We start from the raw sequence: 14112 nt of genomic DNA, 5'->3' as shown, positions 1-14112 counted from the left end.
TACGTTCATTATGCCAATCAATGTGCCGATTATCCTGACGTGGCTGCGCATCGCCATGATCCCGCTGGTAGTGGGGCTGTTTTATCTGCCCAGTAGCTGGATGGCTGAGCCTGCCCGCGACACCCTGGCCGCCTGGGCCTTTATCGTTGCTGCCTTGACCGACTGGTTTGACGGTTGGCTGGCCCGCCGCTGGAACCAGACCTCGGCGTTTGGCGCATTTCTGGACCCCGTGGCGGACAAGCTCATGGTCTGCGCCGCGCTCATCGTCCTGCTCGATCTCGGCAGGGTAGACGCCTTTATTTCGCTGATCATCATCGGACGGGAAATCACGATTTCGGCGTTGCGGGAATGGATGGCCAAGATCGGCGCCAGCGCCAGCGTCGCCGTGCACCGCCTGGGCAAATTCAAGACCGCTGCGCAGATGGTCGCTATCCCGTGCCTGCTCTACGATCAACCGTTGTTTGGGATGTCCAGCCGGCTCCTGGGCGATATATTGATTGTGATCGCGGCCGTGTTGACGGTGTGGTCGATGTTTTATTACTTGCAACGCGCTTGGCCCGCCATCCGTGAAAAGTCTCAATAGACGGGCCGGGTTCTAAGGAGCGTTGAGATTCCGGCATCGCGGCGAATTCAATAACCCGATATCGCGTCCGAGATCTCGACAATGATATTTACGCAGTGGCGCTGCGCGAGCCGCGCTTTTGCGTTGAGATGAGTTTTGCTAGCCATGCATTCCGCCGCAGATACCGTTACGCTGGATTCTCCTGATCTTCGCCGCCGTGATTGGCTGACCATCCTGTTGATCGGTGTCGTGCATGCATCGTCGCATTTCTTTCAGCTGGTGCTGCCCTCGCTGTATGTATCCTTGGGCACGGCGTTTGATCTGGATTTTGCCCGGTTGGGGCTGCTGGTCTCGACCTTCTATGTCGTGTCGGGCATTGGTCAGGCATCGTCCGGCTTCGTGGTGGATCGGATCGGCGCCCGACCTGTGCTGTGGTTCGGGCTGACGTGCTTTGTCTTGGCGGGCGTCTTGATCGGTTCGGCCAACGGTTATCTCATGCTGCTGATAGCGGCGGTGATCGGCGGCATCGGCAACTCGGTATTCCACCCGGCAGACTATTCCATCATCAATCATCGCGTCAGTCCGGCACGATTGGGCCATGCCTTTAGCACACATGGTTTGACGGGCAATCTCGGGTGGGCGCTGACGCCGGTCTTCATTACCTCGATTACCCTGTTGGCCGATTGGCGCGTGGCGGCGTTCAGTGCAGCAGCCTTGGTGGCTGTGGTGTTGCTGCTGGCGATCGTGGGGCGCGACCTGTTGGGAGGCAACCATCCTGTATCCGATACGGTCCAGGCCAAAGCAACGGTGAGCACGCCTGCCGCTCAAGAAAGTGTATTGACCACTTTGACGGCCTTGCTGGCCAAGCCGGCATTGTGGGGCGCCTTTCTGTTTTTCGCCTTTACCTCGATTGCGCTGTCGTCAGTTCAGAACTACACAATCCCGCTCTTGGGCGAGTTGTATAACTTGTCCAAAGTCGTCGCCAGCTCGGCATTGTCCGGGTACATGGTGGCGTCGGCGCTGGGAATGGCGGCAGGGGGCTTTCTCGTATCCGCCAACCCGCGTACCGAGTTGACTGTCACCGTGGCGCTGATCTTGGCTGGCGTTACCTTGGTGATCCTGGCTTTGGGAATGGTGCCTCCTGGTTGGGCGGCATTAGTCGTGGGCCTGGCGGGTTTTTGTTCGGGCGTTGCAGCCCCGTCGCGAGATATGCTGATCCGGCGCGTCACGCCCAAGGGCGCGACAGGTTCCGTGTACGGCCTGGTCTACTCTGGCATGGACGTGGGCTCGGCGCTGGGCCCGTTGGGATTCGGCCTGCTGCTGGATGCCGGGATGAGTCACGGCCCCTGGATCGGAGCGGGCATCGCATTTGCCGTGGCAGCCTTGCTGGCACAGTGGATTGCCGTGCAAGCGCGCAAGGCGAGCGCGCCACTGGCGACCGCGGCGCGTTAATTGGGAATCAGGGCCTGGTCAGACCGCAAAGCGGACATGATTTCCGCCGCCGAGTACGTCCCCCGGGCGATTCTCTCGATCAGCGCTGCGCAACAACCGCATATTGCTCTTGAGCATGTCAAAGACCCGCCGAGTCAGCGGGCGCACGACGTTATTGCGCACGAATAGGTAGTACTCGACGTCGGGCAGACGCGGCATGCCGTCGTTTTCTCCCAATACGCGGAAATCCGTACCAATCAGCTCGATGCCGCGGGCGGTCACGCCCAACCCTGCCCGGAGCGCGGCTTTGATTCCTATCAGGCTGGATGATGTATAGCTGGGCGACCAACGAATGCCCGCGTCGTCCAGCGCCTCTTGCGCCAGGCGCCGGAACAGGCTCGGGCCGTCGGCCAGGACGAGCGGGATAGGCTTGCTGGTGTCCAGCACATAGCTGGACGAGCAGACCCACACCGTGGGGGAGGTACGTAGTACGACACCCTCCAACGTAGGATCGTGACGATTGGAAATCGTCATGTCGATCTCGCCGCGATGTAGAGATTCCATCAGAAACGGGCTGCGCCCCACGTGGATATCGATTTGCAGCAACGGCGAATGACGGGCGATTTGTGCGAGCAGCGGAGGAAGCATGTTATCGGCCACATCGTGCGGTGCGCCGATGCGCAGCACGCCCTCCAGGCTGCCTTGCTGCAGGTTGCGCAAGGCTTCGTCGTTGACCGATAGCAGGTGCCGCGCGTAGTCCAGCAGCCGCTCGCCGTGCGGGGTCAGGCGCTTTTGCCGACCGCGCCGCTCAAAGATGGCGCGGCCGAGCTGGCTTTCGAGCCGCTGCATCTGTTGCGACACGGCGGACTGTGTTCGGCCCAGATGAATGGCCGCCGCAGCAAAGCCGCCCTGTTCCTGGATGACAGTCAGCGTTCTCAGGGTGTCGAGGTCTAGTGTTTGCATATATCAGTTTTACTAATCGATTTCGACTCGATTCTAGATTGTTTCGTCTTGCGTCTGTGCCTATATTTTCAATCAACGTAGTTTGAAAATTTTTTAAGGGGTGAAAGCATGAGCGTATCGACAGAGCGTACCGAGGCAGTACAGAGCGCCATTGAGCAAGTCAAGCAGATCGCACTGGCGGGTGAGCTCAGCCGAGCTGGGCTCGACGGCATTCTGGCGCAACTGAATCGATTAGCCGCGCGTAGGGAATTGTGGAGTGAGCAGGCGTTTGCTGCACCGCAGGATGGTGAGTTGCAGGCGCGCTATTTGATCTCTGAAGAGCCGGATCAAAGTTACGCCTTGTATCTCAACGTCATGCGTCCAGGTAAACGCATCGTGCCGCACAACCATACGACCTGGGCTTGTATCAGCGCCGTCGAAGGGGTGGAGCTCAACCGTGTCTATGAGCGCCTGGACGACGGCAGCGTGCCGGGACGTGCCCAGTTGCGAGAGTCCGGCCAGGTCCGGGTCGAGCCTGGTACGGGGATCGCGCTGATGCCCGAGGACATCCATTCGGTGGAGATTCTGCCGGGGCAGGTCATCCGTCATTTGCATCTGTATGGACGTGCATTGGAAACGTTGACCCAGCGTACGGGCTATGACCTGGAAAACGGGACCTGCGAAACGATGTCGATCGGCGTGCAGACGCGCCGTTGATCAAGCCTTGCCTTTCATTCATTCATCTTTTCGTTGCGGAACATGCATTTAATTAACGCGCAAACCCTGAAGTCCTGGTTGCATGACGGCGCTGAGATTGCGCTTTTTGATGTACGGGAGCATGGGCAATATGGTGAGTCTCACTTGTTCTATGGCATCACGTTGCCGTACAGCCGATTGGAGCTGGACGTGCAGCGTCTGGCACCGCGCAAACAAGTGCGCACTGTGGTCTACGATGATGGACACGGCGTCGCCCAGGCTGCGGCGCAGCGACTGACCGAACTGGGTTATTCGAACGTACATGTGCTCGACGGCGGGACGGCGGGTTGGCAGGCAGCGGGCTATACCTTGTTTGCCGGCGTGAACGTGCCATCCAAGGCATTCGGCGAGTTGGTCGAGCAGATTTACGAGACGCCGCATGTGACTGCCACCGAGTTGCATGCCATGTTGCAGGCGGGCGAGGATGTTGTCGTGCTGGATGGTCGGCCCTATGCGGAATATCGCAAGATGTCGATCCCGACCGCGACGAGTTGCCCGAACGGTGAGTTGGCCTATCGCGTGCGGCGTATTGTGCCCAACGACAAAACGCATATCGTGGTCAATTGTGCCGGCCGTACGCGCAGCATCATCGGCGCGCAGACCTTGATTAACCTGGGTTTGCCCAACCGAGTTTCGGCATTGCAAAGTGGTACGCAGGGGTGGATGTTGGACGATCTGGTGCTGGACCATGGCGCGAGCCGGCGCTATGGCGAGCCGAGCGATGATCTGCCGGCTATCAGACGGTCTGCCGAGGAACTGGCGAAACGTTATGAGGTGCCGACCGTTGATGCGCCGACCGTACAGCGTTGGAATGCGGATACGCAGCGATCGCTTTTCTTGTGCGATGTCCGCACGCCTGAAGAGTACGCCGCCGGCACCTTGGCCGGCGCGGTGCATACGCCTGGCGGTCAGTTGATCCAGGCCACTGATCAGTACATCGGTGTACGTCGCGCGCGGCTGGTGTTATTCGATGACGACGGCGTACGAGCCCTTGTTGTCGCCAGTTGGTTAAAGCAGTTGGGACACGATGTTTACGTGTTGGACGGCGGACTGGCGAGTGGTTTGACACTGGCCGCGCTTGCGCCACCTGCGATACCGCAGCCCACCCTGATCGATGCAGCGGCGTTGGCTGAGCAATTGCGTCAAGCTGCACCTCCCATTGTCATCGATGTGGGCGCCAGTATGCGTTTTCGCCAGACGCATATTCCGGGGTCGCGTTGGTCGATACGGCCGCGTTTGGCTGCCGATCTGAAAGGCATCGATGCGTACATTGTGCTGGTGGCCGATGAACCTGGCGTTGCTGCATGCGCAGCGATCGAACTGGATCGGCTGGGCATGTCAGTAAGGGTATTGGCAGGCGGATTGCAGGCTTGGGTCGATGCGGGTTTGCCGGTGCAGTCCAGTCCACAGTCGCCCGCTGACGACGAATGCATCGACTACTTGTTCTTTGTCCATGATCGTCACAGCGGCAACAAGGCTGCGGCACGCCAATATCTGGAATGGGAAATCAACCTGATCTCGCAACTCGATGAGTTCGAGAAGGCCGAGTTTCGCTTGCCATCGTTTCAGGCTGATGCCTGATCGATATCTGTCCTCATCTCGTTATGAACAGGAAAGACATCATGTCGCAACGGCAATTACAGACACGCATGTTGCACGCGGGCAAAACGCCCGCCTATGAAGGGGGATCGCCCGTCAACCCTCCTGTGGTGCGTGCCAGCACTGTCGTGTTTGACAATGTTGCTCAACAGCGGGACTTGCGTGCGCGGCGTTCGGGGGAACGCGTGTTCACCTATGGCGCACGGGGTAATCCCACCGGCTTCGCCCTGGAAGACGCGGTGAGCGAACTCGAGGGGGCTTATCGCACCAAGCTGTTTCCCACCGGTCTTGCTGCCATCGCCATGACGCTGCTTGCGTATCTCAAGCCCGGAGACCATCTATTGATGTCCGATGCGGTGTATGAGCCTGCGCGCAAATTGGCCGAGTCGTTTCTGGCGCCGTATCAGATCCGTTGCACGTTCTTCGCCGCCGACGGTTCGGATGTCGAGGACAAAATCGAGCCGGCAACACGGATGATTTATGCCGAATGTCCCGGCTCATTGGTCTACGAGATGTGCGACTTGCCGAGGCTGGCCGACATTGCGCATCGTCATGATGCACTGCTGGTCTGCGATAACACCTGGGGCTCGGGCTGTCAGTATCGCCCTCTCGCATTGGGCGCCGATGTATCCGTCATGGCGGCGACCAAGTATCTCAGCGGCCATTCCGACGTGATGATGGGGACTGTCGCGACCACCGAGGCAGCGTGGCCCGCGCTGTCGGCGCGCAGTGACGCATTCGGCATGACGGTGAGTCCCGATGACGCCTATCTGGTCTTGCGTGGCATTCGCAGCCTGACCGCGCGCCTGGCCATGCACGAGCAGCATGCACTGCGAGTGGCGAGCTATCTGCAAAGCTGTCCTGATGTCCGCTCGGTGTTTTGCCCGGCATTGCCGGAACACCCGGGACATGACATCTGGAAACGCGATTGCACGGGTACGAACGGCCTGCTGTCGTTCGAGTTTCAGCCGCAGGTGACACGCGCCGCCGCAGATCAATGGATCGATAGTCTGGAGTTGTTTGGGCTCGGCGCATCTTGGGGCGGCTACGAAAGCCTGGTGACGTCCGCGGATTTGCCCAACGCGCGCAGCGTGACCGATTGGTCTGCGCACGGTTGCATTGTGCGTCTGCATATCGGTCTGGAAAGCCCGGACGATTTGATTGCCGATCTGGGACAAGCGTTTGACGCCATTAGTCCTGAGCGATCCACCTACGGAATTTCAAGGAGCAAAGCGTGAGCAGCATTGGTCAGTGGTTAGCAAACAATGAAGGTGGCGCACGACGCAGCGGCAAGCTGCGTGTCGGGTCGATGGCATCAGGCGTGGATGTGTCACTGCCGTATATCGCCGTACGAGGTGCGCGTCCAGGACGCACGCTGTGGTTGCACGGGCAGGTGCATGGTGACGAAATCAACGGCATGGTAGCGGCGCTGCGCTTTGCCAACAGCCTGGATCCGTCGACCATGTCGGGCAATCTCGTCGTGACGCCCACGGGCAATCCGCAGGCGCTGGATGCGCGCCGCAAACGCAATCCGTACGACGAACTGGATCTGGATCAAACGTATCCAGGCAAGGCGGACGGCATGATTACCGAGCGAGTTGCACACGCACTGATGCAGGAGATACGCGGGGTCGCAGACGTCCTGATCAATCTGCACACGATGAATCCGCTATTCGATTCGCGTCCCTACACCGTGTACAAAACGCCTCCCAATGACCAGGTCAAAGAAGACGACCTGCTCGCAGCGATGGCGCCTTTCTTTCCTGTATTGGCTTGCCGGCAAGATGTCAGCGGCAAGGGCGAATTACCGGGCAATATTGCCGGCGGTCTCGATTACCAGTGCCTGAGTGCGGGGATCTGCGCCTTTATGCTGGAACTGGGGGCAGGCAATCGTTATCAGCCTGACAATATCGAACGCGCCGAGGTCGGTTTTCGTACGCTGGCACGCAGCATGGGCATTTTGCCTGGCGCACCGGCACCGGCCGATTCTGCACAATCTCTGAGGTTGGTGTCGCAGCGCGGTTGGATTACGGCAGACGAGGGCGGTCTCTTTGTCCCGCGCTTTTGCGCGGGTGACCGGGTATCCCAAGGAGAATCCCTGGGCGACGTCATCGCGCTCGATGGCACCGTAACGCCGGTGGCGCCCATGCCACGCGAAGGCATCCTGATCGGTTTGCGATCGGATCCTGTCGTGCATACCGGCGAGCGTCTCGCATTTGTAGCCTGGGAGTGGCGAGAGGGGACAACACCCGTCCCATCCTGGCACTGACAGGTGCAAGTCTGGCGCGATCCACGACATCGCGTCAGTTCTATATATCAAGGGGAATTTCCAATGAATAGCCTAGTGACTATCACTGGCCGCATGATGCTGGCCGCAACAATCGTATCAACCGCATTGGCTGCCGTTGCCTCCGGCGCGCAAGCGGCTGGTTTTCCGGCCGAAGGCCGTCCTGTACGCATCGTCGTCGGGTTTCCGCCGGGCGGCGGGGCGGACGTGCTGGCGCGCTCTGTGGCGCCGGGGCTGGCGGCTAAATTGTCGGCCAACGTGATCGTAGAAAATCGTCCTGGGGCAGGCGGCCTGACAGCAACCGAGTATGTCGCCAAGTCCGCGCCGGATGGCTATACCTTGTACATCGCCACGCCGGGTTCGTTCACCATCTGGCCGAACTTGCGTAAATTGAATTATGACCCCAGCAAGGATTTCGCGCCGATCAGCACATTGGTGACGATGCCGAATCTGCTGGTGGTCTCGCCGAGTGCGCCTTACAAGACCGTTCAGGACCTGATTGACGCGGCAAAAAAACCGGACGCGCAAATCAACTATGCCTCGGGTGGCGTGGCAACAATCGGTCAGATCGCAAGCGAGCAGTTCAAGATGATGGCGGGTCTGAAGATGATGCACGTGCCGTACAAGGGCACGACGCCCGCCTTGACGGATGTGATGGCGGGGCTGGTGCCGTTGACCTTCTGCGACCCGACAGCCAAGGGGATGATCGACTCGGGCAAACTGCGCCTGCTGGCCGTCACGACATCGAAACGCTCGCCGCTATTTCCCCAAACGCCGACGATGGCCGAGGCCGGAGTCCCGGGCTACGATCTGATGAATTGGTACGGTATTGTGGCTCCTGCGGGCACACCTGCGCCGATCATCAAGCAGCTCAACGAGGCATTGGTCGAGGCCATGGCTCAACCCGACGTCCGTGACCGGCTTGCCGCCGCGGGCATGGAGGCGACCTCGAGTACGCCCGACGGGTTCGGCCAGTTGATGGCAACGGAGCGCGCAAAATGGGGGAAATTGGTTCAACAAGCTGACATGCGTGCAGAATAGATGCGCCGCACAGCCAGCCCGATGGGCTGGCTTGTCTTTCTTTTCAGGTATATCGCGTCATGGTGTCCGTTCCCCATTCCCGTTCCGTTGCTCCTGGCGCCGCCGAAGGCTCACATAGTTCTCACTGGGGGACGTTTTTTGCGAGCTTCGACGGCCATCATGTAAAGGTGCGTCCGCATCCGGGCGATCCGGATCCCAGTCCGCTGATCAATAACTTCACCAACGCATTGCGCCATCCGGCCAGAGTCACGGCGCCCATGGTGCGGCGGGGCTGGTTGACACGCGGCCCGGGTGCGGATCGCGCGCGCGGCAACGACACATACGTGCAGGTGTCGTGGGACGAGGCGTCGGATCTGGTCGCACGCGAGTTGCAACGCCAGCGCGACACGTATGGATTGGAAAGTATCTTTGGCGGCTCGTACGGTTGGTCCAGCGCCGGGCGATTCCATCATGCACAAAGCCAAGTACATCGATTCCTGAATACGGCGCTGGGCGGTTATGTCCGTTCCGTCAACAACTATAGCGCCGGTGCATCGGCGGTCATCATGCCGCACGTATTGGGACCGCTGGATGCGGTTGCCCGCCGCAATGTGACGTGGGATCAGATCGTCGAGCATAGCGACGTTGTGCTGGCATTCGGCGGCATGGCAGTACGCAACACCCAAGTGGCCAGCGGCGGGATCAGCCGCCACATCGAGCGCGATGCGATGGGCAGCGCCGCGCGCCGCGGCTGCCGTTTCATTTGCGTCAGTCCATTGCGTGAAGATTTGCCCGACGAGGCGCAGGCCCGTTGGCTCCCTGTGCGGCCAGGCACGGATACGGCGCTGATGCTGGGGCTGTTGCACGTATTGGTCAGCGAGGACCTGCATGACCAAGAGTTTCTCTCGCGTTATTGCGACGGTTGGGAAAATTTTCAGGCGTATCTGTCAGGGCAGATAGATGGCCAGCCCAAGGATGCTGCCTGGGCCGCTGGCGTGACGGGCCTTGTCGAGACGGACATTATTGCGCTGGCTCGCTCTCTGGTATCCAAGCGGGTACTGGTGGTGGTGTCTCATTCCCTGCAGCGTGCCGAGCATGGTGAGCAACCCGTCTGGCTAGGGGTGGTGCTGGCAGCGGCGCTAGGGCAGCTGGGTTTGCCAGGAGGGGGATACAACTACGCGCTGGGTACGCTGGCTCATTACGGCAAACGCAACAATGCTGTACCGATCGCGGCGTTCCCTCAGGGGCGCAATAGCGTGGACGCCTATATTCCGGTGGCGCGTATTGCCGATATGCTGCTCCATCCCGGCGGGACGTTCGACTATAACGGCCAGCGTTTGAGATATCCCCACGTGCGCCTGGCGTATTGGGCCGGCGGCAACCCGTTTCACCATCACCAGGATCTGACGCGTCTGCGCGAGGCATTTCGCACGCTCGACACGTTCATCGTGCACGAATGTGTCTGGACCGCGACCGCTCGGCATGCCGATATTGTCTTGCCATGCACGATGACGCTGGAACGCGAGGATATCGGCGCCACGCCGACGGATCCGTTGATGGTGGCGATGCACCGTATCGCACCGCCAGTGGGGCAGGCGCGGGATGATTATGAGATTTTTGCCGATCTGGCGGAGCGGCTCGGGCGGCGCGAGGCTTTTACAGAAGGGCGCAGCAGCCGTGAGTGGCTGCGCCATATCTATGAAACGACGCGTGCCGCATTGGCCGAACGCGGCGCGGATGCGCCGGATTTCGATGCTTTCTGGCAGCGCGGTGAGGTGATTCTGCCGCAGTCGCCGGATGACGGTGGAATGCTGCGTGCGTTTCGCCAGGATCCGGATCAGCATCCTCTGCCTACACCCAGCGGCAAGGTCCAGATCAGCTCGCCGGCCGTGGCGTCGTTTGGTTACCGTGACTGCCCTGGATATCCGGCCTGGATCGAGCCTACGGATGCGCCCGATAGTGCGCATCCTCTCTATCTCGTGGCCAATCAACCTGCGACCCGGCTGCATAGCCAATTGGATTTTGGTGCGCACAGCGCGTCGTCCAAACGCCATGGCCGCGAAGTGTGCCGTGTGCATCCGGCCGATGCCCAGAGCCGCCGGATCGCCGACGGCGACATCGTGCGTTTGTTTAACGCGCGCGGTGCGTGTCTGGCGGCCGCGCATGTCACCGACAGCATTATGCCGGGCGTGGTGCAATTGCCGACGGGGGCATGGTTTGATCCAGAGGATCCGGCCGACGACCGCCCGATGTGTGTGCACGGCAATCCTAATGTGCTGACGCGAGACGTTGGCACGTCGTCATTGGCGCAAGGGTGTACCGGGCAGCTGACGGCCGTACAACTCGAGCGCTACGATGGGCCGGTGCCGCCGATACGGGCGTATGAGCCGCCAGAGCTGGGGGCGTATCCATGACGTATGCATTCGTCAGGGGTTTAGGGCGTTGATGCGCTTATGGGCATTGACGTACTTTCGGACGTCGAGCCGAGGCAATCGGGCCGCTTGGACGTCCAATAGAACGGCTTGGCGCACGTACGCCTAGCCCGTTACTGCCGGGCCATCCGCACATCCTGAGGCGCAGACTCTCCTGTATTGCTGCGCCACGGATTGATATCCAGCCCCCCACGCCGCGTATAGCGCGCATACACCGTCAACTGCTCGGGCCGGCAAGCGGCCATGATGTCGGTGAAAATCCGTTCCACACAATGTTCGTGAAACTCCGCATGATTGCGAAACGACACGATATAGCGCAGTAGCGCGGCGCGATCCAGCGGCTGGCCGCGGTAGCGGATTTGGACGCTGGCCCAATCGGGTTGACCGGTGACAGGGCAGTTGGACTTCAACAGGCGCGAGGTCAATGTTTCGGACACAGCGGGGCCGTCGGCGCAGCGCAAGAGCGCAGCGTCAGGCGTATAGGTGTCAATCTCGATATCGAGCGCATCCAGATTCTCGCCTTCGAGTTCGCTGATGGTCAGCGCGGCGAAGCGCTCGGGCAGGATCAAATCCACGCCGACATCGCCACCCGCTGCAGCAGACAAATCGCGCACCAGGTGATCCCGCAATTGTTGAGTGCTATCCAGGCGGGTCTGATTGAACGAATTCAAATACAGCTTGAACGACTTGGATTCGATGATGTTCGGGCTGTCGGCGGGCACGGTGAACGTGGCCATGCCGATCTGGGGCTTGCCCTTGTGATCCAGCCACGAGAGTTCATAGGCATTCCAGATATCCACGCCGGCAAAGGGCAGCGTTGCGGGCAGATTCAGGCTGGCGCGATTGTGCGAGCGCGCAATAGGAAAGAGCAGGTTGGCGTTGTATTGCGCCGGGTAGTCGACATGGTGGCCCAGCGGGGCATTGGCTAAAGACATGGAGCAGTGATCAAGAGCAACGTTGAAGACAACGTTCGGAACCTGCATTTTAGGCCCTTCGAAAGACCCTTTTTTTCATATAGTGAAAAGTAATCTGCGCCATATGAAAGTGGTTGGTGCATAGCAGCGACGAGACATTTCATAGATGGCAAAGTCTTTTCGTAATGCGAAATTAAAGTTTTAACTTTATGATTTAAAAGAAAAATATTTTTAGTCTTGTATAAGATTTAAAAGCGCCTTGCTCCGCAACATAGGCATAGACTTTTATCCAACGCGGCACTGAATGATCTGACGCAATACCGATGGCATCACCTCCAGGTTGATCCTCCGGTCTGTTGTTCAGGACGACCTTGGTGTCTGCCTCCGAATTCAAGTTTTTCTCTGTGTTTCTTCTCTTTTTGCCTTTTGTTTTTTCAGGAGCATGTCATGAGCAATCGCGAAACCGAAATCCGTAATCTGCAGAAAGACTGGGCGGAAAACACCCGGTGGCAGGGCATCAAGCGCAGCTATAGCGCCGAAGACGTGATCCGTCTGCGTGGCTCAGTGCCGGTCGCACACACGCTGGCCCACCGCGGCGCGACCCGTTTGTGGGAGCTCTTGCATAGCGAGCCCTTTGTGAACTCGCTGGGTGCGATGACGGGCAACCAAGCCATGCAACAGGTGAAGGCCGGTCTGAAGGCCATCTATCTGTCTGGCTGGCAGGTCGCCGGTGACGCGAACTTGGCGGGTGAGATGTATCCCGATCAATCGCTGTATCCCGTCAACTCGGTGCCGCAAGTGGTTCGCCGTATCAACAACGCCTTGTCGCGTTGTGATCAGATCCAATGGATGGAAGGCAAAAATCCGGGCGACGAGGGCTACATCGATTACTACGCGCCTATCGTGGCCGATGCCGAGGCAGGGTTTGGCGGCGTGCTCAATGCGTTTGAATTGATGAAATCCATGATCGATGCAGGCGCCGCCGGCGTGCACTTTGAGGATCAGCTGGCGTCGGTGAAAAAATGCGGCCACATGGGCGGCAAGGTTCTGGTGCCCACCCGTGAAGCCGTGTCCAAGCTGGTGTCGGCTCGTCTGGCTGCCGACGTCATGGGTACGCCGACGGTGGTGTTGGCGCGTACGGATGCGGACGCTGCCGATCTGGTGACGAGCGATGTGGACGAAAACGATCGTCCGTTCATCACTGGCGAACGCACGGTGGAGGGCTTCTTCCGCACCAAGGCCGGTATCGATCAAGCGATCTCCCGTGGCCTGGCCTATGCGGCGTACGCGGATCTGATCTGGTGCGAAACCTCGACGCCGAATCTGGAATATGCCCGTAAATTTGCCGAGGCCGTCCATCGCCAATTCCCGGGCAAGCTGTTGGCCTATAACTGCTCGCCGTCGTTCAACTGGAAAAAGAACCTGGACGACGCCACGGTGGCCAAGTTCCAGCGCGAACTCGGCGCCATGGGCTACAAGTTCCAGTTCATCACGCTGGCCGGTTTCCACGCCTTGAATTACGGCATGTTCGAGTTGGCGCATGGTTATGCCCGCCGCCAGATGAGCGCCTTTGTGGAGTTGCAGCAAAAGGAATTCGCCGCGGCCGAGCTGGGCTTTACCGCCGTCAAGCACCAACGCGAAGTCGGCACGGGCTATTTCGATGCGGTCACGCAAACCATCGAGAGCGGCAAGTCGTCGACGACGGCATTGACCGGCTCGACCGAAGAGGCGCAGTTCCATCATGACGAGCCCGTGACCCAAGTGCGTGCGGCTTGATCGGAGCGGGACCGTCGTCATGGCTAACCGTGACGACATGAATGACTGGTGCCGCTGAGGGGCGGTGCCAGCTGGTTTATCGGCATGACAACCTTGTTGCCGTGCCGAGATGCTTGAGTTTTAGTTTGCTGTAGTAGGGTGGTTGGGGATGCCTGCGGGCATCCCGTTTTTTTGTTGCCGGGCAGTAAGCCGAGGGCGCGGCGTGGGGGCTTTTCTTATGCCACGGTTGTAGTCTGTGGCATGCGTCGGTTGGAGTTCTTTTGGCGCAGGAGGTCGGCGTGTAAAAGCCCCGCCGGGCCTATCGCCGCGACTCGGCCCATGAGCTGTCCTGGTCCAGTTATTTTGGACACGAGGATAGGACTTTTTAAAGAGTGGCCATATTGGTCTTTTCGT

11 protein-coding genes are annotated in these 14112 nt (G+C 59.6%); 9 read left to right on the top strand and 2 right to left on the bottom strand.

Annotated features, from left to right (window positions below):
- The first annotated feature begins 10 nt into the window (after window positions 1-10).
- Complete coding sequence (pgsA, locus tag ACYVI2_RS05155; protein ID WP_415820622.1) at window positions 11-583, top strand: CDP-diacylglycerol--glycerol-3-phosphate 3-phosphatidyltransferase; 573 nt, start codon at window positions 11-13, stop codon at window positions 581-583.
- Window positions 584-727: 144 nt separating this feature from the next.
- Window positions 728-2014 carry an MFS transporter gene (locus ACYVI2_RS05150; RefSeq protein WP_415820623.1) on the top strand — a complete coding sequence of 429 codons (1287 nt, stop codon included), beginning with the start codon at window positions 728-730 and terminating at the stop codon, window positions 2012-2014.
- A gap of 18 nt (window positions 2015-2032) precedes the next feature.
- Here the strand turns inward: ACYVI2_RS05150 and ACYVI2_RS05145 are convergent, their stop codons facing one another.
- Window positions 2033-2956 (bottom strand): LysR substrate-binding domain-containing protein, encoded by a 924-nt coding sequence (locus ACYVI2_RS05145; RefSeq protein ID WP_415820624.1) that lies wholly within the window; start codon window positions 2954-2956, stop codon window positions 2033-2035.
- A gap of 108 nt (window positions 2957-3064) precedes the next feature.
- On the opposite strand from ACYVI2_RS05145, the gene ACYVI2_RS05140 reads away from it, so the two are divergent.
- The 6 genes from ACYVI2_RS05140 (at window position 3065) to ACYVI2_RS05115 (ending at window position 11011) form a co-directional block, all read left to right on the top strand.
- Entirely contained in the window at window positions 3065-3652 is a 588-nt protein-coding gene (locus tag ACYVI2_RS05140) for a cysteine dioxygenase family protein (protein WP_415820625.1), read from the top strand.
- Window positions 3653-3694: 42 nt separating this feature from the next.
- Entirely contained in the window at window positions 3695-5272 is a 1578-nt protein-coding gene (locus ACYVI2_RS05135; RefSeq protein ID WP_415820626.1) for a rhodanese-like domain-containing protein, read from the top strand.
- Between the two features lie 41 nt (window positions 5273-5313).
- Window positions 5314-6528, top strand: a complete 1215-nt coding sequence (metC, locus tag ACYVI2_RS05130; protein ID WP_415820627.1) for a cystathionine beta-lyase — start codon at window positions 5314-5316, stop codon at window positions 6526-6528.
- On the top strand, window positions 6525-7559 hold the full coding sequence (locus ACYVI2_RS05125) for a M14 family metallopeptidase (RefSeq protein WP_460490272.1): 1035 nt from the start codon (window positions 6525-6527) through the stop codon (window positions 7557-7559). Before metC ends, ACYVI2_RS05125 begins: the two co-directional genes overlap by 4 nt.
- Window positions 7560-7622: 63 nt before the next feature.
- Window positions 7623-8618 (top strand): tripartite tricarboxylate transporter substrate binding protein, encoded by a 996-nt coding sequence (locus tag ACYVI2_RS05120; RefSeq protein WP_415820629.1) that lies wholly within the window; start codon window positions 7623-7625, stop codon window positions 8616-8618.
- A 59-nt stretch (window positions 8619-8677) separates the two neighbouring features.
- The gene (locus ACYVI2_RS05115; RefSeq protein WP_415820630.1) at window positions 8678-11011 is read left to right on the top strand and encodes a molybdopterin guanine dinucleotide-containing S/N-oxide reductase; all 2334 of its coding nucleotides are present in this window, start codon (window positions 8678-8680) and stop codon (window positions 11009-11011) included.
- 131 nt (window positions 11012-11142) lie between these two features.
- On the opposite strand, the gene queF is transcribed toward ACYVI2_RS05115, so the two are convergent.
- Window positions 11143-11964 carry an NADPH-dependent 7-cyano-7-deazaguanine reductase QueF gene (queF, locus tag ACYVI2_RS05110; protein ID WP_415820631.1) on the bottom strand — a complete coding sequence of 274 codons (822 nt, stop codon included), beginning with the start codon at window positions 11962-11964 and terminating at the stop codon, window positions 11143-11145.
- Window positions 11965-12390: 426 nt separating this feature from the next.
- Between queF and aceA the strand changes: the two genes are divergently transcribed.
- Entirely contained in the window at window positions 12391-13719 is a 1329-nt protein-coding gene (gene aceA, locus ACYVI2_RS05105) for an isocitrate lyase (RefSeq protein ID WP_415820632.1), read from the top strand.
- Window positions 13720-14112 lie beyond the last annotated feature (393 nt).

Source organism: Bordetella tumbae, assembly GCF_054780995.1.
Note: the sequence above shows the minus strand (reverse complement) of the source record. Positions and strands in the feature narration are given on the sequence as shown.